This is a genomic window from Posidoniimonas corsicana, assembly GCF_007859765.1.
Lineage (GTDB): Bacteria > Planctomycetota > Planctomycetia > Pirellulales > Lacipirellulaceae > Posidoniimonas > Posidoniimonas corsicana.
The window spans coordinates 1,546,734-1,569,647 of record NZ_SIHJ01000001.1 but is presented as its reverse complement, the minus strand read 5'-3'; the positions used below and the strand labels follow the sequence as shown (position 1 = coordinate 1,569,647).

At 68.6% G+C, this 22,914-nt stretch carries 14 protein-coding genes; 6 read left to right on the top strand and 8 right to left on the bottom strand.

Features of this window, described 5'->3' with window-relative positions:
- Window positions 1–14 precede the first annotated feature (14 nt).
- Window positions 15–2,009: an NAD(+) synthase gene (gene nadE / locus KOR34_RS06040; RefSeq protein ID WP_146563112.1), complete on the top strand. Its 1,995-nt coding sequence runs from the start codon at window positions 15–17 to the stop codon at window positions 2,007–2,009.
- Between the two features lie 302 nt (window positions 2,010–2,311).
- Here the strand turns inward: nadE and rlmKL are convergent, their stop codons facing one another.
- Window positions 2,312–4,510, bottom strand: a complete 2,199-nt coding sequence (rlmKL, locus tag KOR34_RS06035; protein ID WP_146563110.1) for a bifunctional 23S rRNA (guanine(2069)-N(7))-methyltransferase RlmK/23S rRNA (guanine(2445)-N(2))-methyltransferase RlmL — start codon at window positions 4,508–4,510, stop codon at window positions 2,312–2,314.
- Between the two features lie 162 nt (window positions 4,511–4,672).
- On the opposite strand from rlmKL, the gene KOR34_RS06030 reads away from it, so the two are divergent.
- On the top strand, window positions 4,673–5,590 hold the full coding sequence (locus tag KOR34_RS06030; protein ID WP_146563108.1) for a peptidylprolyl isomerase: 918 nt from the start codon (window positions 4,673–4,675) through the stop codon (window positions 5,588–5,590).
- Window positions 5,591–5,624: 34 nt separating this feature from the next.
- Here the strand turns inward: KOR34_RS06030 and KOR34_RS06025 are convergent, their stop codons facing one another.
- From KOR34_RS06025 to KOR34_RS26455, 3 genes are all read right to left on the bottom strand, one after another.
- Window positions 5,625–6,095 carry a TraR/DksA C4-type zinc finger protein gene (locus KOR34_RS06025; RefSeq protein WP_197531187.1) on the bottom strand — a complete coding sequence of 157 codons (471 nt, stop codon included), beginning with the start codon at window positions 6,093–6,095 and terminating at the stop codon, window positions 5,625–5,627.
- A 105-nt stretch (window positions 6,096–6,200) separates the two neighbouring features.
- A complete protein-coding gene (locus KOR34_RS06020) occupies window positions 6,201–10,676 on the bottom strand; it encodes a beta strand repeat-containing protein (protein WP_146563104.1) in 4,476 nt (1,491 codons plus the stop codon).
- Between the two features lie 170 nt (window positions 10,677–10,846).
- Window positions 10,847–10,996, bottom strand: a complete 150-nt coding sequence (locus tag KOR34_RS26455; RefSeq protein WP_197531186.1) for a hypothetical protein — start codon at window positions 10,994–10,996, stop codon at window positions 10,847–10,849.
- On the opposite strand from KOR34_RS26455, the gene KOR34_RS06015 reads away from it, so the two are divergent.
- A complete protein-coding gene (locus KOR34_RS06015) occupies window positions 10,995–11,276 on the top strand; it encodes a DUF2089 family protein (RefSeq protein WP_197531185.1) in 282 nt (93 codons plus the stop codon). The two genes, KOR34_RS26455 and KOR34_RS06015, sit on opposite strands and share 2 nt — an antisense overlap.
- Before the next feature lie 41 nt (window positions 11,277–11,317).
- Window positions 11,318–12,550 carry a tetratricopeptide repeat protein gene (locus KOR34_RS06010; RefSeq protein ID WP_146563100.1) on the top strand — a complete coding sequence of 411 codons (1,233 nt, stop codon included), beginning with the start codon at window positions 11,318–11,320 and terminating at the stop codon, window positions 12,548–12,550.
- 555 nt (window positions 12,551–13,105) lie between these two features.
- On the opposite strand, the gene KOR34_RS06005 is transcribed toward KOR34_RS06010, so the two are convergent.
- On the bottom strand, window positions 13,106–13,960 hold the full coding sequence (locus KOR34_RS06005) for a formyltetrahydrofolate deformylase (RefSeq protein WP_146563098.1): 855 nt from the start codon (window positions 13,958–13,960) through the stop codon (window positions 13,106–13,108).
- Between the two features lie 70 nt (window positions 13,961–14,030).
- The gene (locus tag KOR34_RS06000) at window positions 14,031–14,939 is read right to left on the bottom strand and encodes an HDOD domain-containing protein (RefSeq protein ID WP_146563096.1); all 909 of its coding nucleotides are present in this window, start codon (window positions 14,937–14,939) and stop codon (window positions 14,031–14,033) included.
- Window positions 14,940–15,214: 275 nt separating this feature from the next.
- Between KOR34_RS06000 and KOR34_RS05995 the strand changes: the two genes are divergently transcribed.
- Window positions 15,215–16,678 carry an AAA family ATPase gene (locus KOR34_RS05995; RefSeq protein WP_146563094.1) on the top strand — a complete coding sequence of 488 codons (1,464 nt, stop codon included), beginning with the start codon at window positions 15,215–15,217 and terminating at the stop codon, window positions 16,676–16,678.
- Window positions 16,679–16,697: 19 nt separating this feature from the next.
- Here the strand turns inward: KOR34_RS05995 and KOR34_RS05990 are convergent, their stop codons facing one another.
- A complete protein-coding gene (locus KOR34_RS05990) occupies window positions 16,698–17,885 on the bottom strand; it encodes a competence/damage-inducible protein A (RefSeq protein WP_146563092.1) in 1,188 nt (395 codons plus the stop codon).
- Between the two features lie 209 nt (window positions 17,886–18,094).
- Between KOR34_RS05990 and KOR34_RS05985 the strand changes: the two genes are divergently transcribed.
- Window positions 18,095–19,258, top strand: coding sequence for a hypothetical protein (locus KOR34_RS05985; protein ID WP_146563090.1), 1,164 nt, complete (start codon window positions 18,095–18,097; stop codon window positions 19,256–19,258).
- A 378-nt stretch (window positions 19,259–19,636) separates the two neighbouring features.
- Here the strand turns inward: KOR34_RS05985 and KOR34_RS05980 are convergent, their stop codons facing one another.
- Window positions 19,637–22,750: a secretin N-terminal domain-containing protein gene (locus KOR34_RS05980; RefSeq protein ID WP_197531184.1), complete on the bottom strand. Its 3,114-nt coding sequence runs from the start codon at window positions 22,748–22,750 to the stop codon at window positions 19,637–19,639.
- Window positions 22,751–22,914: the final 164 nt, after the last annotated feature.

The window sequence follows — 22,914 nt, the reverse complement described above, 5'->3', positions numbered from 1 at the left end:
GGGACTACTGCGCCGTGAAACTCATCCGCCTGGGATCCGCGTCGGTCAACCAGACGCCCATGGACTGGGACGGCAACCGCCGCCGGATCGAGGCCGTCATCGCCGACGCCCGCCAGAGCGGCGTCGGGCTGCTCTGCCTGCCGGAGCTGTGCGTCAGCGGCTACGGCTGCGAGGACATGTTCTTCAGCACCGGCGTGCAGCAGGCCGCCTACGAGAACATGCTCGCGCTGCGCCCGGCCACCGAGGGGATGGCCGTGGCGGTCGGGCTGCCGGTGTTCTACGACTCGGCCCTCTACAACGCGTGCGCTCTGCTGGTGGACGGCGAGCTGGCGGGCATCGTCTGCAAGCAGTTCCTCGCGACCGACGGCATCCACTACGAGTCCCGCTGGTTCCGCCGCTGGACGCCCGGAGTGGTCAGCATGCTGGGCGACCCGATCGGCGACCTGCTGTTCGACCTGGGCGGCGTGCGGGTCGGCTTCGAGATCTGCCGCGACGCGTGGGTGGCCGACCGTTCCGGGCCGGGCCTGGCCCAGCGCGGCGCGGACATCATCCTCAACCCCAGCGCCAGCCACTTCGCGTTCGGCAAGCAGCAGACCCGCCAGCGGATCGTGATCGAGGGCTCGCGGGCGCAGTGCGTCAGCTACGTGCACTGCAACCTGCTGGGCAACGAGTCGGGACGCTCCGTGTACGACGGCGACACGATCATCGCCAGCGGCGGCAAGATTGTCGCCAGCGGGCCGCGGCTGTCGTTCGCCGACTACGTGCTAACCACCGCGGTCGTGGACATCGACGCGGTGCGGCGGAGTCGGGCGCAGTCGTTCGACGCGGGCGTGACGCGGCCCCTGCCGCCCGACGGGCTGGTGCAGTGGTCTTTTGCGTGGCCTGATCCGGGCGCCGACGCGCCCGACGAGCACTGTGCGCCCCCCACCAACTGGGAGGCCGGCCCCGACCACAAGGAGGAGGAGTTTACCCGCGCGGTTTCGCTGGCGCTATTCGACTACCTGCGTAAGAGCCGCGCGAACGGGTTTGTGGTGTCGCTGAGCGGCGGCGCCGACTCGTCCGCCGTGGCCGTGCTGTCGGCGATGATGGCCCGCCTGGCCGTCGATGAGCTCGGCATGCCGGAGGTGCTCGAGCGGATCCAAAGTGTCGCCGCCGCCGCGGGACTGGACGAGTCGGCCAGCGTCGAACAGCTGGTCGCCGGGCTGCTGGCGTGCGTCTACCAGGCGACGGAGAACTCCAGCGACGAGACCCTCAACTCGGCCCGGGCGGTGGCCGAGGGCGTCGGCGCTGCGTTCCTCGACTGGAGCGTCGACGAGCTCGTCAAAGGCTACGTCAGCACGGTCAGCAAGTCGGTCGGCCGGGAGCTCACGTGGGAACAGGACGACATCGCGCTGCAGAACATCCAGGCCCGCGCCCGCGGGCCGGCGGTGTGGATGCTGGCCAACCTCCGCGGCGCGCTACTGCTGGCGACCAGCAACCGCAGCGAGGCGGCCGTGGGCTATGCCACCATGGACGGCGACACCTGCGGCGGGCTCTCGCCGGTGGCCGGCATCGACAAGGCGTTCCTGCGGCGGTGGCTGCAGTGGATGGAGCAGGTCGGCCCGCACGGGGTGGGACCGCAGCCGTATCTGAAAGCGGTCAACGGCCTGGAGCCGACCGCCGAGCTCCGCCCCGCCGATCAGGACCAGACCGACGAGGGCGACCTGATGCCCTACCCGGTGCTCGACGCAATCGAGCGCTCGGCCATGCGGGACAAACGCCTGCCGCTGGAGGCGTTCCGCGCGGTCGCCGCGCAGTTCCCCGAGCACGACCGCACGCAGGTGGGCCGCTGGGTGATCCGCTTCTTCCAGCTCTGGAGCCGCAATCAGTGGAAGCGCGAACGCTACGCGCCCAGCTTCCACCTGGACGACGAGAATCTTGATCCCAAATCGTGGTGCCGCTTCCCGCTGCTCTCCAGCGGCTACGAGAAAGAGCTGGCCGAGCTGGAAATGCTGCTCAGCAACAAGTGAATAGCCGGCGAGCTACGCCTCGGCGGATTCAGGGAGGATTCACCACGAAGAGCACAAAGGATTGCTTGCCTCGCGAATCATCGCGGGGCAATGGCTTTGTGCCCTTTGTGACCGTCGTGGTGCATCAAATCGGATCCGCGAGGCCTTGCTTAATGCAACGGGATTCTTTTCACCACCAAGGTCACAAAGAGCACAAAGAGCTGTTTGCCCGGTTGGCGCCACCCCTTCGTGGCTTTGTGCCTTGGTGGTTGGCCAAGATGAACACCGCCGAGGCGTAGCTCGCCGGCTACCTAGACGACCGTCTACTCCTTCACCATCCGCCAGCAGCGGTGGATGCGTTTGTTGCGGAAGTCTTCGGGGACCGTCTGCCGACTAATTTCACGGATGGCTAGCCCGGACAGCTGGTCCTCGTCCAGCTTGAAGCGGCGCGAGTTCGTGGAGAAGTAGATCACCCCGCCGGGCGGCATCCGTTTGGCCACTTCGACCAAGAGCGGCGCGGCGTGCTGCTGCACGTCCCAGTCGTCGGCGCCCCGTTTGGTGTTGCTGAAGGTCGGCGGGTCGACGATTGCCAGGTCGAACAGCGGCTCGGCGGGGAGCGACTCGACGAACTCCTGGCTGTCGCCCTCCACGAAGTCGCACCGAGACGCGTCCAGCTTGTTGAGCCGCACGTTGTCGCGGGCCCAGTCGAGGTAGGTGGGCGAGAGGTCGACCGTGGTGACCCGCTCGGCGCCGCCGGCCAGCGCGTAGACGCTGAACGCGCCGGTGTAGGCGAACAAGTTCAGCACCCGCTTGCCCTCGGCCTCGTCGCGGAAGCGGCCGCGGGTGACGCGGTGGTCCAGGAACAGCCCGGTGTCGACGTAGTCCGACAGGTTCACTCGGAAGGTGAGGCCCGCCTCCTTCACCAGGCGGACCGCCTGCTGTTCGGCGACCCGCTGGTACTGGGTTTCGCCCCGCTGGCGGAAGCGGCGTTTGACGAACACCAGCTCGCGGGGCGTCTCGAGCGCGTCGGCCGCGGTGCGGACCATGTGGTCCAGCCAGTCGGCGTGCTCGGCCGGCGTGCGGTCGTGCGGCCGCTCGTACTCGGCGATGTGCAGCGCGTCGTCGTAGCGGTCGATGGCGAACGGCGCCTCGGGGATGTCGCGATCGTAGATCCGATAGCACGTGATCCCCCGCTTGGTCGGCCACTTCCGCAGGTGACGCGCGAGCTTCTTCAGGCGGTTGCTGAACTCCTCCGCCTGGCGGGCCGCCTCGGGCTTGAGGCCGCCGAACGCGCGCTGGGGTGCATCAACCGAGGCCTTGGGAGCGGGTTCGACTACTGACGTCTTGGCGGCCGACGCTGGTTCGGCGCCCTGCTTCCGCCCTCCCCCTTCCCCCTTCGGAGGCTTCGGGCCCTGGTACTGGAACAGCGTGCACTCCAGCCGGCCGTTGTACAGCTTGCGGCGTTTGTCGGCGGTCTGCCCGACGAGCTGCTCGAAGTCGAGCCGCGAGGTCAGCACGTAGTGCGACCAGGTCGGCAGCCGCCGCAGCACCAGCGGCATCGCCTGGTACAGCTCCTCGATCTCGCGCTGCTCGCCCAGACGCTCGCCGTACGGCGGGTTGGTGATCAGGCAGCCGTACTCGCGCTTGCTGAGCGTGTCGGCGAACGCGCGCTGCTGGAAGTGGATGTCCTCCAGCACTCCGGCCCGCTCGGCGGACCTGCGCGCGGTGACCAGCACCTGGTCGTCGGCGTCGGTGGCCAGGATCCGCTCGTCGAGGGCCGGCAGCATCCGCTGCTGGGCCTGCTCGCGGGCGGCCTGCCACACGTCGGCGGGGACGGCCGGCCAGTCCTCGGCCGCGAACACCCGCCGCAGGCCGGGCGCGATCTGGCGGCCGATCATCGCGGCTTCGATGGCCAGCGTGCCGGCGCCGCAGAAGGGGTCGAGCAGCGGGCGGCCGTTGCGCCAGTAGCTGAGCTGCACGATGGCGGCGGCGAGCGTCTCGCGGAGCGGCGCCGACGAGGTAACCGGTCGATAGCCCCGCTTGTGCAGCCCCACGCCTGTGGTGTCGAGCGTCAGAGTCGCGACGTCGTCCACCAGCGCGACCTCAACGCCGTATAGTCCGGCGGTCTCCGGCAGTTCCTGCACGCCGTGCTGCTGGCGGAGCCGCTCGACGATGGCCTTCTTCACGATCTTCTGGCACGCCGGCACGCTGGAGAGCTGCGACCCGCGCGACCGCCCGCGGACGGGGAACTCGCCGTCGGGCGGGATCCAGGCGGCCCAGTCGAGGGCGGCAACGCCGTCGAACAATTGGCCGAAGTCGGTCGCCGGGAAGCTGGCCAGCTCGACGACCACCCGCTCCCCTGCGCGGAGCCACAGGTTGGCCTGGGCGATGGCCTGCGGGTCGCCCTCGAACGCGACGCGGCCCGGCGCGGTGATCTTGGCCGGGTAGCCGAGGGCCTCCAGTTCCCGGCGCACGACCGCCTCGACGCCGAACGCGGTGGTGGCGGCGAGCGGCAGCGGCATGGGCGGGTTTCTGGGGCGGAGGGGGCGGTGGGGAGCGGTTGTAGCGGCTGCCCGAATAGCGAAATCTGTGCGAATACGCGCACGATCCGGGGGCGGCAATTACTATGAAGGTTCACCGAACCCTCAACTGCGTAAGCACCTCAGACTACCGAGCAGACCTGCATGTTGCGACCCTCCTCCCCGTGGCCCGGCCTGCTGGCCACCGCTGTCGCTGCCCTGGCGTTCGCCCTCCCGCCCGCCGAGTCTTCCGCCCAAACGGTGCGGTTCTTGACCAGCGTGGGCGACTTCTACATGGAGCTGAACCCGGAGAACAACCCGGACCTGCAGGGCCACGTGGACAACATCCTGGCGTACATCGGCTCCGGACGGTACCACGACACCGTGCTGAACCGGGCGCCGGACGGGTTTGTGCTGCAGATGGGCGGCTTTGACCTGGGCAACTACCGCCCCAGCACGCTCCCGGTTGGAGGGTTCGACAGCATCGAGAAGTACGACGACGTGATCGTCGACGCGGACGGCGACGGCCAGGTCGACTTCGAAGCGCTCAGCAACACCGAGGGCACCGTGGCTTTGGCGCTGCAGTCGGGCCAGCCGAACAGCGGCACGAGCAGCTTCTTCGTGAGCCTGACCGACAACTCGTTCCTCGACAGCCAGGGGTTTGTGCCGTTCGCGCAGATCACCGACATGTCCGACCTGGCCCCGATCACGGGCGCCAACAAGGTCGACCTCAGCAACCAGGTGGGCCAGCCCGGCAGCCTCGCCTACACCGACGTGCCGCTCACGCCGGACGGCGAATTCATCATCCTGGAGAGCATCATGGTGGTCTCCAACCCGTACTTGGACTTCGCAGGGCCGATCCGCAACGTCTCATCGCTGGTGGTGGACGGCGCCGAGCTGCTGTCGACCGACGATGACAGCTCTGACCCGAGCGGCGGCTCAACCGCGCCTGGGGGTGGAGGGAGCAGCTCGGGCGGCAGCGGCCTGCCCGCGACTGGCGCCCCCCACATGCCGGAACCGACCGCGGCCCTGCTCGGCCTGATGGCCGGCGCCGGCGTGCTGCTGCGTCGGCGGCAGCGGTAGCGCGCCCCGCAGGAAACTCACGAGCCGCGCTGCGCTACAGACGGCAGGGCGGGTCGCCCGTGCAGAACCGCTTGTAGCGGGTCAGGCCCGCGCCGCGGCTGACGCGGAGCTCGACCAGCGATCCGCACCGCGGGCAGAAGTCGGGCTCTTCCGGCAGGGTCCCCTGCTCGGCCTTCTCTTGGCAGCCGACGCACCGCTTCGCGTCGGGCGCGAACTCCAGGCGCTCCTCCGGGATCGGCTGTCGACAGACCTCGCACAGCACGGCCGCCTGCCAGTCGTCCGCTTCGTCCTGTGCGGCGGTGTCGCTTACGCCCAGCCCGACGCTCTTGCAGGTCGGGCAGGTCATGTTCTGGGCGGAGCTGGCGAGCAGTTCCGCCAGCACGCCCTCGTCCGGGTCGGCGTCCCGCCGGAGGTGGCCCAAGAGCCGTAGGCGGACGGCGATGTCGTCGGCGCCGAGCGTGGTCTGGTAGCCGCAGCCGGTGCAGTGGAGCTGTTTGGAGAGCATGGTGACAGCCAATGTGGACCGTGGGTGGCAGGTCATTCTACGAAAAAAGCCGCTCCCCGCAGGGGGAGCGGCTTTTGGGTGCTCGCGTCGCTTCGCGGACGATTCCTACGGGTTCGGCAGGTCCGGGTTGACGTTGGTGTCCGTGAAGGCGCCTGCATTCGGTGTGGGAACAAACGTTCCACTGTTTTGGAAGTCACCGTTCGCGTTGGCCAAGTCGAACACCTCGAATGACACGCCATCGGTGTTGTCAAACTCGTAGTTGCCGGCGGCCCCGTTGTGGGAGTTGCCGTTGTACCGCATATCGACCGTGGAGCCGGTGTTCGCGGTGAGAAGGAACTGAGAGGTTGCGTTGGCGTTGTTGGTGAAGGAGTTGCCCGAACCTCCCGAATCCGAGATGCCAACCGTGATGTCGAGCGCGCCGGCTCCAACGGTCAGATCGGCCGCGGCGAGCGTGGCGCTCTCGTTCTCGAAGTCGTTGTTGTCCAGCCAGAACCGAACCGAGCCCGTGTTGGCCGGGTTGTCAAAATCAAAGGCCACAGCATCGTTGGTATCGAACGACGAGTTGGCGATTTGGATGTCCGAGGTCGACGGGCCGTCGTCCAGCAGCAGGGCGAACGCGACGGTGTTGTCGCCGGTGGTGACCGAGTCACCGTTCACGTTCAGCCCGAACGCCTGGCTGTTGTCGGCAGCGATGCTCACCCCCGAGTCGTACGTGTTGCCAACGAAGTCCAGGCTCGCGTTGTTAACCGAATCACCGATGCTCACGTCGAGCGCCGTCGCCGCGGCGCCGGCGGTGACCGTTGAGCTCGACATCTCGAAGTTGAAGTCCTCAGTGTTCGTCGCCGCAACCGTGACCTGGTCGCCGAACGTGCCATCCAGATCGACGTTCGCGGCGCCGGTGTTGCCGGTGTTGATGGTGGTCACGCCGGTTACCGAGCTGTTGCCGTTGACGTTCACCGTGGCGGTGCCGGTGTTGGTCGCGTTGACGGTCAGCGAGTCGTCGATTGTGCTGCCCCCGTTGACGGTCACGGTGGCGTTGCCGGTATTCGTCGCCGTCACGTTGACCGCTCCGTCGATCGTACTGGCGCCGCCGACCGACACGGTCGCCACGCCGGTGTTGCCTGCGTTGACATCCAGCGTGCTGGCCAGGTCGGCGCCACCGTTGATGGTGGCGGTGAAGGTGCCGGTGTTCGCCGCGTCGGCGGTCACCGCGCCGTTGTAGGCGCCGCCGGTCACCGTCAGGGACGCGGTGCCGCCGGAGGCGGCGTCGAAGTCGAGCGTCGAGCTCGTCTCGACGTTGCTCAGCAGCGCGGACACGTTGCCGGAGCCCTGGTCGTTGACCGTGATGGCGCCGAACTCGTTGGTGTTGCCGGAGTCGGTCATCGTCAACGCCAGGTCGCCCGACGCCGCGCCCGAGCTCGTCGCGGACACCGTGCCGCCGTTGGTGTCGACGTCGCTCATGGCGAGCGACCCGTCGCCCGCGCCGGTGACGTCGAGCGAGACGGCGCCGCCGGTCGAGCCGGTGACGTCGTTCAGGATGGCGTCGAGGTCGCCGGTCCCGTTGTTCGTAAAGGTCATGGCGCCCGCCTCGGTCGTCGATGACACGGAGACGGTCGTCCCCGCGGCCGCGGCGGTCGTGTTGGCGGTGACGTCCATGGCGCCGTCGTTCATGTCGACATCGTTCAGCGACAGGCCGTTCGCCACGTCGTTGCTGTAGCTCGCGGTGACCGCCGTGGCGCCGCCGCTGGCGAGCTGCACGTCGTTGAGCGTCAGGCCGGTGGCGTTGTCGATCTGCACCGCGGCGTTGGCCGCCGTGTTAAGCGTGCCGCCGTTGACCGTGACGTTACCCTCGACGTTGGCCAGCACGATCGCGTTGGTCGACCCGGCCGCCGTGTCGACCGAGGCGAACGTGACGCCGCTGGTCGACGTGATCGGGTTGGCCGGCGTGCCCTGCAGCACCAGGCCGCCGGTGGTGGCGGCCGTGGTGGTGATGGTGTTGGACGAGCCGGTGACGTTCACCTCGCCGGAGTCGGCGAAGAAGCCGCGGCCGCTGCTGGTGGTGATGTCGAGCCCCGCGGCGGCGCCGTCGAACGTGACGACCGCGTCGTCCGCGTTCGAGGTGATCGCGACCGCGTCGGCCGTGCCGGTGTCGGAGGTCACGCCGCCGCTGAAGGTCACCTCGCCGCCGGTGCGGTTGGTCACCCGGATGCCGCCGGTGTCCTCGATGGCGCCGAGGAAGTTCACCTCGTCGTCGCCGCCGTTGATCACCACGGCCATGCTGCCGCCGTTGCTCTCGATGGTGCTGGTCGGATCCGAGAACGAGATCACGATGTCGTCGTTCGGGTCGTCGTCGCCCGGGTTGGTGTCGTTGATCGCCACCGCGATGCCGGCCGTGCCGTTGCGGGTGACGTCGCTGCTGACCGTGACGTTGGCGGCGGCGTCGTTGATCTCGATGCTGGTGGCGTCCTGCGTGGTGATGCTGGCGCTCTGGACGGTCACCGCCCCGGCGTTCTCGGTGATGGTCACCGTGCCGCCGGACGTGGTGGTGTTGTTCACGGTCGCGGCGAAGTCAACCGACTCCTCGTTCCGGTAGATCTCGGCCGCCTGGCCGTTGATGTTGGTCACCGTGTTGCTGGAGCCGATCGCCACCGTGCCGGTGGTCTCGGAGACCGAGAAGCCGACCGCGCCGGCGGCGCCGCCGGTCAGGCTCGAGTTGATCACGTCGACCATGCCCGCGGTGGTGGTGAACGACATGCCCACCAGGCCCGAGCCGCCGCCGTCCCAGTCGTAGCCGTTCACGTCCAGCGTGCCGCCGCTGTGCGTGTTCGACACCGCCAGGCTCGTGGCGCCGTTGTTGGTGCTGGTGATGTTGGTGATCGAGATCGCCTCGTTCAGCGTCACGTTGGGCGAGCTCGGGTCGGCCGTCGTGGCGGCGTCGATGCTGATGTCGTTGCCGCCGACGCTGTCGAACGTGATGTTGTCCAGCGTGGCGTTGAACGCGATCGTGGTGTCGGAGCCGTCGACGATCTCGGCCGGCGTGAGCACGATCGCGTCGCCGGTGGTCCCGTTGATGGTCAGGTCGTGCAGGTTCGGGTTGCCGGCGCCCGCAGAGCCGTCGATCGCGGTGACGCCGCCATTGATGGTGAAGCCAGCCACCTCGTTGTCGTTGGCCAGGACCACCGCGGCCGCGCTGGCGGCCGTGTTGTTGATGATCGGCGAGACGCCGGACATGGCGCCGTCGCTGCTCTCGGGCAGGGCGATCGTGCCAAACTGGTCGGTGTTGATGTTGAACGTCAGGTCGTTGCCCTCTCCCAGCAGACGCTGGAAGTCCTGCAGCGTAGCGGTCTGATCCGCGTAGGTGGTGTTGGCGTGGACCAGCACGATGTCGCCGTCCTGGCTGGCGCCCTGAACGGAGTCGAGCGACTGCAGCGGGTTCTCGAACGAGCCGTCGCCGCCCGCGGCCGCGTTGGAGTCGACGTGCACCACGCGGATCGCCTCGGACTCGCCGTCGCCGTCGAAGTCGTGCGTCAGCTGGTCGATCTGGCCGGCCACCTGGTCCTGGTAGACCGGGACGTAGTCGTTACGGATCACGCGTTCACGGAACCGGTCGGTCAGGTCGCCGCAGAATTGGGTGTTGGTCCGCGTGCGGCCAATAAACCAGGTGATGCTGAACACGGTGTTGGTGGCGAACAGGTCGTCGTCGGTGACCTTGAGCTGCAGCGCCAGGTCCGGCGTGGCGAAGCCACGGACGCCGAGCTGGTAGCCCGCGGTGTCGACGCCGTCGCCGCCGTACAGGCCGTAGCCGCCTGCGAACGCCCAGAAGTCGTTGTTGCCGACCCGGCGGGCGGCCTCCAGCTCCGTCAGGTGCATCGCGTTGTCGCGGCCGGTGAGCGTGTCGGTGCCGATGTTGAAGCCGCTGTAGCCGAGCCCGTCGCCGGCGATCTGCGTCTCGCCGAGCAGGGTTTGATTCTCCAGCACGAACGAGGCGTTGGCCCGCAGGTCCCACCGCTCGCCCAGGAGCTCGCCCGACAGGCCGAGCTGCGGGAAGAAGTTGTCGTTCTGGGTCGAGGAGCCGTCGGCCCAGATGCTGACGCCCAGGACCTTCTGGTTGTCGCCGAGCAGGGAGTGGTCGATGTCGATGATCGTCCTGGCGCCGAGGCCCAGGTTGAAGCCGACCTTGGACTCGTCGTTGAGGGTCACCTGCCCATCCAGGAACCAGGCGCGGTCGCCGTCCTGCTGCATGAACATCGTGCCGAGGTCCAGGTTGCCCGCGGACTGGCCGTAGCTCTTGGTGTTGTACTGGGCGCGGAGGTGGCCGCCGAGCGACGGGCTGTAGCTCATGCCGCCGCCGCTGTACGACGAGGGGCCGCCGTACGGCGCCGCCGGCGGCAGCTCAGAGCCGGTCACGCCGGAGGACATCGTGCGGCTGGGCGTCGAACCCGCCGCGCCCGTGTCGCCCGTGCCGAACAGGTCGGGCGGCAGCGACAGCGTGCCGCCGCTAGAGCCTTCCTGGGCGGATGCGGAGGAACTGCATAGGCACAACGCAACTGCGAGGGCGGCAAGGCTGCAACGAACGGGCATGTCGGACTCCGAATATCGGACGATCGTATTGGCGGTAGATGCGGAAGAGACCTTGGGCCGGGGCCCAAGGCGGCGGGACAGTAACCGCGGTTGCCCGGCAGAGCAACCCCAGTTTCTCAGAAATATCCCCCAATTCTTGCCAGGTCCTCGTCAGACACAAAAACAACTTCCTAGTCGGCTGCGATTCCTGTTTTTGAAAGTTTTTGACACACCGATTGAATATTATTAAACTCTCGTCGAACCACTGCTAACGGAATCCAGCCCATGCCGCCCACCAACCAATGCCCGTTCTGCCAGCGAACGATGGAGGTCAGCGTCATGCGATGCGAGCCCTGCGAGGTCGAACTGCGGGCCGCGTTCCCCGCGTCTCGGCTGGCGGACCTGCCGACCGAGCACCAGCGGTTCATCGAGCTGTTCGTGCTTGCCGGTGGGTCGCTCAAGCAGATCGCCGAGCAGGCGGGCGTGTCGTACCCGACGGTCCGTTCGCGGCTGGACAAGGTGATCCTCACGCTTCGCGAGTCCATTGAGGCGTCCAACCGGCAGGCCAACAAGAAACCAACCACGCTGCCCGACGCTGCGCAGGTGCTCAAAGCGATCTAGCACCGCGCGTCCGGCGCCCCTTCCCTACCCCCGCTCGAGCCATGAACGATCCGGCTGCCACCAACGACGCGCTCTCCGCGGTTCTTGCGGACAGCGACTCGCTGCTTGCTGATTCCCTGCTGCAGGACGACCGGCGGCGGCGTCGCCGACGGCGGCTTGTGGCGATCGTGTGCCTAGGAGGTGCTCTGATGATTGGTATCGCTGTTGTGTTAGCGGCCGGCGGCCTGGCGGCCGTCGCGTCGGACGCGGGCGCGCAGCCCGCTTCGGCGTTGAGCCAGGAGGGCTGGAAGCTGTGGCAGAGCGGCCAGATGGCCGAGGCGGAGAAGAAGTTCGAGGCCGCCGTCGAGCAAGACCCCAAGGACGTGAGCGCGTGGAATGGGCTCGGCTGGGCCCGCTTCAACGGCGGCGACTCGGTCGGCGCGGTCGAGGCGTTCGACCAGTGCGTCAAGCTAGCGCCCAAGCACCCGGCGGCGCAGAACGGGCTGGGGCAGGTCTACCTGAGCTGGAACGAGTACGAGCCGGCGGAGAAGCACCTCAAGAAGGCCGCGCCCAATGCGCCGGCCGCGTGGTTCGGCCTCGCGCGGCTGTACATGCTGACCGGCGAGTACGACCAGGCGAAGCGGTGGATCCGCAAGTCGCTGACCCAGCAGCCGGGCGACGCCGACCTGAAGCGGCTGCTCGAGTCCGCCAAGAAGGGAGAGCTCGACGAAGAGACCCGCGCCAAGATGGTCGGCCCCGGCAGGCCGTCCGAAGCGGAGCAGAAGCTGGCGGCGGACCCCGACCGGCTGACCGTTCCGCAGGCGTGGCAGCTGCTCAACCGGGGCCAGCCGGACAAGGCCGCCGACGCGTTCGCCAAGATCCTGGAGGTCGACGCGGACAACTTCGGCGCCAACAACGGCATGGGCTTCGCCCTCCTGAACGCCGGCGAGGCGGGCAAGGCGAAGGCGTACTTCAACAAGTGCCTGGAGCTCGAGCCGAAGGCGGCCGGCCCGATGAACGGCCTGGCCCGCTGCCTGTACTCCGAGGACAAGCTGGACGAGGCGATCGCGCTGTGGGAGAAGATGCAGAAGCAGAACCCGGGCGTGAACGCCGCCACGGTCGGGCTGGCTAGCACCTATCTGGAGCAGGGCGAACACGCCAAGGCGCTGCCTTACTACCAGCAGCTGCTCAAGGCCTACCCCAAGAACCAGCAGTACCGCCAAGCGGTTGAGGCGTGCGAGGAGGCGATCGCCCAGGGGAAGGACGCCGAGTCCGACAAGAAGAAGCAGAGCTGAAGAAGGGTGGCCGGCAGGGCCGACCCGCGGGGCCCCACCGTTTGGCGACAGAAGGCCCCACGCGCCAAGCTCCTACCGACCACGCGCTGAAACCCAATGTAACCTGACGGGCCGCGCGGTGCGACGCACCGAGCGGCCCGTTTTGCGTGCTCGTCCGACCTGCTTCTAGGAGAGCGGAATGCAATCCGCTGCGGGGCTGTCTCGCCAGGTGTCGCGTCCAATCGGGGGGCGGCTTTCGCTCGGTTAGTTGCTGAAACCGGCCACCCAGCGCGTTCTAATACGGGGTGCGGGCGGTTGGACGCCTATCGAAGTCAGGGATAGCGAGCACCCCGGCGCCAAGCGTCACGGCACTGCCGTTTTGTCCGATCTTGATTGGCAAGAACGGACAAAACCCCGGCAGGCCGTTCCCGAGGAGGTCAACATAATCGACTAGCGCGAAAGCACTTACAGAAAAAACAAGGGATCATACGCCCCGAGTTTTGTCCCCTCCACGCGTGTTTTTGGACAAAACACTTCGGACAGAATCGTCGGCTACAGGGTGGTGCGCGGGCCGGTTTAGCTGAGCGCCACCACGCGGTTGAAGTGCAGCTGCACCTCGCCGTCGACAACGCGGCGGACGCCCTCGACCAGGCAGTCGGGCTCGTTGTCCTCCTGGCCGCGGCGGACGATGTCCTCCAGCGGGGTGCCGGGCGGCACGGTGAAGGTCGCCTGGTTGATAATCTGGTTGCCGGCGTCCAGCTCCGGCACGATGAAGTGGCACGTGGCGCCGTAGGTCAGCATCCGGCTGGCGTAGGCCTCGTGGTAGGGCCGCATGCCGGGGAAGCTGGGCAGAAGCCCGTGGTGCAGGTTGATGATCCGCCCGCCGGCGTAGCTCCAGCAGCTGGCCGGCGGCAGCACCCGCATGTAGCGGGCGAGGATGACGTAGTCCACCTGGTGGTGGTCGCAGATCTGCAGCAGGCGGTCGTCGTCGGGGCTGCCGGCGTCGTCGCCGATCGACTCCCAGGGGACGTCGAACTGCTCGGCAAGTCGGCGGCACTTCTTGCGGTTGCCGATCATGACGGCCGCCTCGGCCTTGATGTGGCCGTCGCGGATGCCGCGCAAGAGGGCGAGCGGGGTCTCGGGTCGGTAGGTGACGCAGATCGCCAGCCGCGGCTTGCGTCCCTGGCGGTCGGGGCTCCAGGTGCGGATCGACAGGCCGGTCGACTTGGCGACCTCGGCCATCGCGTCGTCGACCTCGCCGCGGACGGCCGGTTCGATCTCGACGCGGGTGAGCATCGAGAACACCGAGTGCTCGTCGTGGTCGAACATCTGGATCTCGGCGATGTTCGCGCCCAGACGCGTCACGGTGTGCACGATCGGGTCCGCCAGCCCTCGGTTGTCGGGGCCCACGGCGGTGATGATGAGCTGCATGGGGGTCCTCTGTTCCTGCTGGGACCAGTCGGGATGCCCGCATTCTAGCAGAGGCGGGCGCCGCGATGAATCAGCGGTTGGTCAGCTCCGCCACGCCCTGCAGGGTCACGTCGAGTTCTTCCCACAGCCCACGGAGCTTCTTGTTGGTCAGGTTCAGGTGCTCGATGGCGTCGTCGGCGACGATGCGGCGGCGGTCGATCGAGCCGTGGCCGCAGCGGGTCACGAGGTAGTTGGCGGCGGCGATCAGCGCGGCGAGGTCGCGGGACTCGGGCGGCGCGGCCATCGGCGCGTGGTGGAACTCGATCGCCTCGATCGTCTTGCGGCCGAAGCCCACCCGCGAGGCGAGGTAGGCGCCCAGCTGCGCGTGGTCAAACTCCAGCACTTCCTGCTCGGCGTTCACCCAGTCCTGGCCGGACGTGAACCGGACGAACACCCGCGGCGCGTGCTCGGGCATGTGCTGCTCCAGCACGTTGAGGCCGAGGTCGTGCACCAGGCCGGCCAGGTAGGCCGCCTCGGGGTCCTCGATGCCGCAGCGGGTCGAGATCAGCCGCGCCACGGCGGCGGTGCTGACCGAGTGGTCCCATAGCTGGCGGGGGTCCAGGTTGCCCACAACGGACGGCGCCTTGAACTGCTCGGACATGGCGATCGTGAGGGCGACGTTCTTCACCTTGTCGACGCCCAGCAGCGAAACGGCCGTCTGCAGGTCCGACACCTCGTTCCGCAGGCCGTAGTAGCTGGAGTTGATGAGCGTCAGCAGACGCACAGAGAGCGCCTGGTCCTTCTCGATGACCATCCGCAGGTCTTCGGCGCTCGGCTCGGCGCGGGTCGCGACGGCCAGCACCTGGGGCACCATCGAAGGCGGCGACGCGAGGTTGGCCAGGCGGTCGAACAGGGCCTCGAGTTTCGGGTCGACCGAAGCGCTGAGGTGCGCCGACGTCTGCGGCTCGTCGGCCGCGGGGGTTTGCGTAGTGGCACTCACAGTAGTCGTCGCCAGAGGTGATGGGTTTTCGCCTTCAGCCGGGTCCCTTGGCCGGGTACTGATGAAGCCTATCACACGACTTTGGAGGGAGCGGACGGCGCCCACCGGGGTCCGTCATTTCTGACCCTGCGCGCCTGTCGCACCCGCCCGGGCCGCTACAGACGGACCAGGCGAGCGCCGGCCCGCAAGCCGCTTGCCTAATCCCGCACATGACCTAGGTTTGAGGTGGCCCCGGCCGCTCCTTATTACCGCGTCTCCCTTTGGTGGGTCTCAGCATGTCCAACGCCCCGCTCGCACAAGACCAAGCGCCCGCTCTCGACGGGCAGCAGCGGCTCGACGAGTTGATCAGCCGCATCAACACCCTGACATCGGACAGCGGCGCCGGGGTGGAGCCGTCGGCCGCGGCGGCGCCAACGCAGTCGGCGCCGCCCTCCCCCTCCCCGCAGCAGCCGGCGCGGCGCCCTGCGCACGCGCCCCGCGCCGAGTGGCGCCCGGAAGAGCCCAAGTCATTGGCCGCGGGCGGGCTCACGGACAGCGAGGTCGAGGACCTCATCCTCAAGCTGCTGACCAGCCGCAGCGAGGCGACCGGCCGGCTGATCTCCGAGACCGTCCGGCTGCCGTTCGGGCTGGTCGACCCGCTGCTGCAGAACCTCAAGCAGGACCGCATGGTCGCCCACAAAGGCGCGGCCATGATGAACGACTACGTCTACCAGCTGACCGAGCTGGGCCGCGAACGCGGCAAGAAGCTGGTGGAGCACTGCACCTACTTCGGCAGCGCCCCGGTCACGCTCCGCGACTACGTAACCGCGGTCAAGATGCAGACCATCGCCGACCAGCACCCGACCGAGGCGGACCTGCACCGCGCGTTCGAGGACCTGCTGATCGACAAGCGGATGCTGCGCCGGCTTGGCCCCGCCATCAACTCCGGCCGCGGCCTGTTCCTCTACGGCGCGCCGGGCAACGGCAAGACCAGCATCGCCGAACGCGTCACCAAGGCGTTCGGCCAGTACGTCTGGATCCCCCGCGCGTTGGGGATCGACGGCGAGATCCTGCGGCTGTTCGACCCCAGCATGCACGAGGAGGCGCCGCTGGAGGCCGAGGACGGCCTGATCGACAGCAGCCGCGCCGACCAGCGGTGGGTCCGCATCCGGCGGCCGACCATCGTAGTGGGCGGCGAACTCACCATGGACGCGCTGGAGGTGACGCTCAACACCGCCACCAACGTCAGCGAGGCGCCCGTCCAGCTCAAGAGCAACTGCGGCACCCTGGTGATCGACGACTTCGGCCGCCAGCGGATGACCACCGACGAGCTGCTCAACCGCTGGATCGTGCCGCTCGAAAAGCGGTACGACTTCCTCAACCTGGCCAGCGGTAAGAAGATCCAGGTGCCGTTCGACCAGCTGATCGTGTTCTCAACCAACCTCGAGCCCCGCGACCTGGTGGACGACGCGTTCCTGCGTCGTATCCCGTACAAGATCGAGGTCAACGACCCCGAGGAGGGCGCGTTCCGCAAGCTGTTCGAGATCATGGCGCCGATTGTCGGCGTGCAGTACGACCAGGCCGCGCTGGAGTACCTAATCGCCACGCACTACAAGGCGGTCGACCGGCCGATGCGGTGCTGCCAGCCCCGCGACCTGCTGCTGCAGATCCGCAACTTCACCCGCTACGTCGGCGGCGACCCGGTCATGTCGCCGGAGAACTTCGACGCCGCGGTGGAGAACTACTTCGCGGTGATGTAAACCGGCGACGCGGTCGCCTCTACTCGGCGCCCATCAGCCGCTTGCGGAGCTCGTTCAGCGCCAGCTTGGCGGAACGGTCGGCATTGATGTCCGGGTGCACGGCGTTCGGGATCTGCCGCAGCCGCACCCCGCCCTCGTAGGCGATCGCAACCACGACCGACTCGACCGGCAGGTCGATTTCGCCGCGGGCGAGGACCAGGGCCAGGTCGGCGCCGCGGTCAGCCCGCAGCCGCTCGGCAGCGGACGAAGCGGCGCGCTCCCCCCGCTGCAGACGAGGCGTGACCTCGCTCGACAGCACAACCTCTCCGTTGGGGTCGGCCTGCGCCAGCCAGTGCACCAGCAGGCCGTCGGAGGCCGCGTCCCACACGGCAAGCGTCTGGCCGAGCGACGCCAGGGCCCGCAGCACCACGTGCTGCAACTCTTCATCCTCCTCGCCGAACACCAGCGCGCCGAGCGTCTGGCGGATCTCGTCCTCGGTGGGCGCGATCGCCGCCCGGCAGGCCGCCTCGTCGGCGCCCGAGGCCGTGATCCGCAGCGTGATGGTCGCCTTGTGCACGGTGATGCCGACCAGCGGCTCGCGCTGGCGGGCGATCAACTCGGGCATCATCTGCTCCAGGTGGCTTTCGCCGACCCCAAAGCACTTCAGCCGCCGGTGCCGGATGGTGCGGGGCGCGGGCTGCAGCGTCTGGATCGCCGGCAGCACGCTGTCGGTCCACATCGGCTTCATCTCTGCCGGCACGCCGGGCAGGGCGAACAGAGAGCACGGCCCCTGACCCGGCCGGTCCACCGACATCGCGACGCCCGGCGCCGTGCCGTGCTCGTTGCCGATGGGCCGCGCACCAGCGGGAAACATCGCCTGCAGGCGGTTGCGTTCGGGCATCTCGCGGCCACGGGACGCAAACATCTCTTGGATCTTGGCGAGCGATACTTCGTCCAGCTCGAGCGGCACGCCCGCGGCGGCGGCCATCGACTCGCGGGTCAGGTCGTCGGCCGTGGGGCCCAAACCGCCGGTTGTGACGACCACGTCGGCCCGGCTGATGGCGGCGGAGAACGCGTCCACGTTGGCCCGCAGGTCGTCCGCCACGGTGGTGTGATAGAGGACGTGCACGCCCGCGTCGGTCAGGCGACTGGCCAGCCACTGGGTGTTGGTGTCCAGCCGCTGGCCGGTGGTCAGCTCGTCGCCGATGGCAATGATTTCGCCACGCATGCAGCAATCCCTAGCCTGGGAGAGTAGTTTCGTTCAGTCGTGCATTGTGCCCGCGGCGCCCCAATTCGCCCAGGGCGTTGACCGGCATGTTTCCAGGGTGGCGTCTAGCCGCGATTACAATAGAGTTTCACCGAAACCTGCTAGGCGCCCAGGCGGTTTAATCCGCTGCGGCCTTCTACCCCTACGCCCCCAATTCAAGACGCCCCCAGATGCTTGTCAGGAACCTGCTTGTCGCCTGCGTCGCGGCGGCCCTCACCGTTTCGTCGCTCCCCGCCCCCACCGAGGCTCAACCGCCCGGTCGGGGAGACTTCCGTCGCGGCGGCGGCGACGAGGAGGGGGGCCGCGGTCGAAGAGGACGGGGGGGTGAAGAGCGGGGACGCGGCGGGTTCCGCGGCGGTCCCCCTGGAGGGGGAGAGGAGCGCGGTCGGGGAGGCTTCCGAGGCGGCCCTCCCGGCGGCGGTGAAGAACGCGGCCGGGGCGGTTTCCGCGGAGGGTTCCGCGGCGGCCCGGGCGGCGGGGATGACCGCGGCCGCGGACGCGGCGGCGATGACGATGACCGGGGCGGCAACCGCGAGGACCGCCGGGCCGGCTTTATCCGCTCCTGGGACCGCGACGGCGATGGCTACGTCACCAAGCAGGAAGTTCCCGAGCGGATGCACGGGTTCCTGGACCGCCTGGCCGAGCAGGCCGGCGTGTCGGCCGACGGCCGCATCAAGGTCGAGACGCTCGCCGGCCTCAGCCGTGGCGGCGACAACGACGACCAAGCCAACCCCCTCGATTTCGGCGAACCTGCCGAGGAGAAGCAGACGCCGGGTTTCGGGATCTCCGTCGGCGGTGACGCCGGCACATCGGGCTTCATCCCGTCGACCGAAGAAGAGCTTGAGGGCGCGCGTGACTCCGCCGATGGCCTCGTTCGGCGGTACGACGAGAACCGCAACGGCATCCTCGAACGGGATGAGTGGACAAAGATCAGCGGCAGCCCGGCCAACGCCGACACCAACCGCGATGGAAAAATCAGCCGTACCGAGCTGATCAACCGGCTGATTGTAATGCGTCGGGCCCGCGGCTCCAGCGACGACGAAGACCGGGAGGAATCCGACCGGGGCTCAGACCGCCGCGAACGGGACCGTGACCGGTCGGCCTCTTCATCAGGCGGCGGCGAGCGCCGCTCCTACCGGTTCGTCACGGCCGAGGAGCGGATCCCCAAGGACGCCCGGAGCTGGATCACCGATCACGACAAGAACGGCGACGGTCAGGTTGCGATGCACGAGTACAGCAGCAACTGGACCGACAGCCGGGTCCGCGACTTTGCCCGCTACGACGCGAACTCCGACGGCATCATCACGCCCGAAGAGTACCTGTCGAACAAGTAAGACCGGGCTTCGCTGCTGCGGGTTCCAGGGAGATTGTCGCTATCCCGCGACGCCTCCTCACCCCCGTTCTGTCACATCCAGGCCGGCCCCATGCCGTACGGGTTAGGCCTGACCGGTGCTGGAGAGTGAGTTCTCCCCCAACGCGAGAACGCCACCCCCACTTTGCTGGTGTGGAGGCTGTGGCGATGCCGCCCGGACGGCCGCCCCTAAGAGCGTTTCAGGCAATGCGGAGGCGCGGCTGAATTGCCTTCGAATCATCGCCCCTCTCTCGCCGCCGTCCGCGGGGAGGAAGGCGGAGCGTCGCATGCCTAGGGCGCGACTACCTAAGTCAGCCCACGTGTCGGAGCAGTTGGGCTGCCAGTTCCGGCTGCCGCCCGGCTAGCGACCGCGGCCGCCACCGCCACCTCGGCCACCGCCGCCGCCACCCCGTCCTCCACGTCCACCGCCGCCCTCGCGGGCACGCTGCAGGTTGCGGAAGAACTCCATGCGGCGGCGCACCTCGTCGGCGTTGTTCTGGTTGTTGCCGCGGTTGCGGTTGTTGTCGCCGGCGTTGGGTTGGTTGGTGGTGCTGGAGGTCACGGCCTGGGCGCCCAGAAGCGACTCCAGCGCGTCCTTCACCGCTTCGGCGTTGGTGTGCTGCAGCGAAACCACGCGGGTCGACTGCGGGGTCTCGAGCCCCTCGGCGTCGAGCTGCCGGACGAGCTGCGCAACCTCTTCGAACAGCGGGTCCGGCGCTCGGACGATAAGAGCGTTGCTGCGGGTGTCAACGCCGATCGACATCTTAGACGGCTCCTGGTCGATCCCACCGCCGCCGCCCCCACCACCGCCGCGTCCGCCGCGTTGGAGCATCCGCATCAAGTCCCGCGGGTTGGGCTGGTCGCCCCCGCCGCCACCGCCGCCCTGCAGCCGGTCGGAGTACACCTGCTTGACGACTTCAGCCACGGCCGCGGCCGACGAATTCTCAACCATGATCATCCGAGCGCGGCCGCCCGCCTCGACCGAGGCCGGGCCGGTCCGCTGGTCGACGATTTTCAGGAGCTGCTCGACCATGTCGAGGTCCTGGGGATTCGCGTAGACAATTAGCGCGTTGAGCCGCAGGTCGGGCACGATATCGACCGCGCCGGAGCTGAACCCAGCGGAGCTGCCGCCCAGCCCGCCGAGGCCGAGCAGGTCGCCCATCATGCCGGCGCCCATCTCGTCCATCATGCCGCCGGCGATGTCGCCCATCAGGCTGCCCCCGCCGCCCGAGGCGCCGAAGATGGCGCCCAGGATCTCGCTGGCGGAGCTAGCCTCGGCGTACTTCAGGTAGAACACGGCGAACTGCCGCCCCCCGCTTGTCGGCCCGGCGGCCGAGCGGAGCAGGTCCTCAAACTCGTCCAGCGCCTCGGTGTCCTCGCTGGCGAGGAGCAGCCCGCCCGGCCCTTCCGCGACGACAATCGTCGCGCCCGAGGCGGTCTTGAATTCTTGTGTCGGGCCGGTCGGCAGCGGCTGCTGCTCGGCGGCGAATCGGAACGGCGACGTGCGGGCGTGCGAGGCGCTCGGGTCGCGCGGCGTCGGCTCCGGCTGCGCCGCGGCCGGTTCTTCATCGCCGCCCTGGTCGAGCCAGCGGTAGAATTCGTCCAGCCGGGGATCGCCAATGGCTGGTGCTGTTGGCTGGTTGGGCTGGGCTTCCTCGGCGCCGCTGGGGCGGTACTCGCGGATGTCGGAGTCGGCCGACGGGGTCACGATGCGGATCTTGTTGCTGCGGAGCGCGGGCCAGACCTGCTGGACCTGGGCCAGGGCGCCGCGGGCGGCGGAGCCGGTCAGCGGCACCATGCGGATGTTGCCGCCCGACCCGCTGGCGAGCGCACCGCCGCCGCTGGAGCCGAGCTGGCTGAGCAGGCTCTTGATCTCGCGGATCTGGGGCGGCGTCGCGCGGACGATGAGGCTGTAGGAGTTGAGGTCGGCCTCGACGATCGGCGCCTTGGGGTCGGGCTTCTCGGCGGTGCCGGTGTTGAACAGCTTGTCGACGGCCAGCTTGGCGAGCGTCGGCTCGACGCGGTCCAGCGCGATCACCTCCACCTGCCGCACGTCCTGCTGCATCTGGTTGAGCGTGGCGCGGATCGTGGCGTGGTCCGATGGGCGGGCCAGGGCCACCAGGTTGCCGGTGGCGGCGTCGGCCGCGATGCGGGCGCCGGGGGCGTCGGCCAGCAGCGTCTGCAGCACTTTCAGCACCAGCTCGCTGTCGATGCCGCCGGTCGAGTACACCTCGAGCTGCGGCGTCTCGACCGAGCCGGCGCCGGCGGCGGCGTCCTGCTTGTCGACCAGCCGCAGCACCTCCTCGACCCGGGCGATCTCCTCGGCGTCGCCGCGGGCGAAGATCTTGCCGCCCAGCGGGTCGACCGCCAGCTGCAGCGTGCCCGCGGGGGTGGCCAGCGCGTCGCTGGGGATGCCGAGCATCTGGCGGATGATCGGCAGGGCCTCGTCCACCATCACATACTGCAGGGCCAGCTCGCGGATGTCGCCGTCGCCGGGGCCGTCGATCGACTCGATCACACGGCGGATCGCCTTGATGCGGCCCACGGTCTCGGTGACCTGGATCATGTTGGCCTTGGTGAGCACGATGATCTTGCCCTGCGGCCCGACCATCGCGTTGAGCTCCTCGGCCAGGTCGCCCGACGGCATGCTGCGGACGTTGAACAGCACCCGCACCAGCTCGTGCGAGCCGTGCTCGTCGAGCTCGTCGACCGACACGTCGGTCACCAGGTTGGGCGGGATCTCGTCCTCCAGGTTGATCAGCAGCAGCATCCGGTCCTTGCGGACCAGCGTGTAGCCCTTGGTCTGCAGCACGTTGTTAATGACGTCCATCGCCTCGCCGACCGTGTAGCGGCGGTTGTCGCGGTAGTTGAACGTGCCGCTCGGCGGGGCGTCGAGCACCAGCGACAGGTCCGCCTGATCGGCGAACCAATCGAGCACGTCCTCCCACGGCTGGAAGCGGAAGTTGAACGACAGCCGCCCATCGCCGTCGCGGGTCGCCGATTGGTCGGCTGGCGACGCCTCGCGAGGGGCTTCGGCCCGCGCTGGCGGCGCGTCGTCCCGGCGAGAGGTCGTGGGGGCATCTTGCGGGGCAGCCGGCGCGGCGGGGTCGGCGGTCGGCGATTCGGCCTGCGCCTGGGCGGGCGGTTGCTGCATCGACTCCACCTCGCCCAGCACGTGGGCCACGGCGTCGTAATGCGGGCTGGGGTTCTCTTGAAGCAGCGCAGTCAGCTTGGCCTGCTGGTCGTCATTGAGGATGGCGAGGGCCTTCCGCTCGGACTCCAGCCGGAACGGCGCCAGGACGGTTTTCTGCTCTTCGGCCGGCAGCCGGCTGGCCTTCATCGCGGCGTCGATGCCGTCCAGCTCGCGCTGGTCGGCGAGCGCTGTGAGCTGCTGGCTCTGCTCCGGGCTGAGGCCGAGTTGCCGGGCGGCGTCGGGCTTTACGAGCAGGTCGACGAAGCCCACAAGTTCGGGCATGGCCGCGGAGGCTGCCCCGGCGAGCAGGGACACAGCGATCAACATCGCCAACGGGAGGTGGCGGACAACAACGGCCATACGGAGCATCACCCTGTTCACGGTCCTAAGACCGCGCGTCACCCGCGCGGCCGAGTATGCGAGTGGGCGCGGCTGCGCCCTCTCAG

Excerpts from the sequence above, each read along its gene's own strand:
- KOR34_RS05990 (WP_146563092.1), bottom strand. The coding sequence starts at position 17,885 with ATGCGTGGCGAAATCATTGCCATCGGCGACGAGCTGACCACCGGCCAG.
- KOR34_RS06020 (WP_146563104.1), bottom strand. The coding sequence starts at position 10,676 with ATGCCCGTTCGTTGCAGCCTTGCCGCCCTCGCAGTTGCGTTGTGCCTA.
- KOR34_RS06030 (WP_146563108.1), top strand. The coding sequence starts at position 4,673 with ATGTTGCGACCCTCCTCCCCGTGGCCCGGCCTGCTGGCCACCGCTGTC.
- KOR34_RS05995 (WP_146563094.1), top strand. The coding sequence starts at position 15,215 with ATGTCCAACGCCCCGCTCGCACAAGACCAAGCGCCCGCTCTCGACGGG.
- KOR34_RS06010 (WP_146563100.1), top strand. The coding sequence starts at position 11,318 with ATGAACGATCCGGCTGCCACCAACGACGCGCTCTCCGCGGTTCTTGCG.
- KOR34_RS06005 (WP_146563098.1), bottom strand. The coding sequence starts at position 13,960 with ATGCAGCTCATCATCACCGCCGTGGGCCCCGACAACCGAGGGCTGGCG.
- KOR34_RS06015 (WP_197531185.1), top strand. The coding sequence starts at position 10,995 with ATGCGATGCGAGCCCTGCGAGGTCGAACTGCGGGCCGCGTTCCCCGCG.
- KOR34_RS06025 (WP_197531187.1), bottom strand. The coding sequence starts at position 6,095 with ATGCTCTCCAAACAGCTCCACTGCACCGGCTGCGGCTACCAGACCACG.
- KOR34_RS05980 (WP_197531184.1), bottom strand. The coding sequence starts at position 22,750 with ATGCCCGAACTTGTGGGCTTCGTCGACCTGCTCGTAAAGCCCGACGCC.
- rlmKL (WP_146563110.1), bottom strand. The coding sequence starts at position 4,510 with ATGCCGCTGCCGCTCGCCGCCACCACCGCGTTCGGCGTCGAGGCGGTC.
- KOR34_RS26455 (WP_197531186.1), bottom strand. The coding sequence starts at position 10,996 with ATGACGCTGACCTCCATCGTTCGCTGGCAGAACGGGCATTGGTTGGTG.
- KOR34_RS05985 (WP_146563090.1), top strand. The coding sequence starts at position 18,095 with ATGCTTGTCAGGAACCTGCTTGTCGCCTGCGTCGCGGCGGCCCTCACC.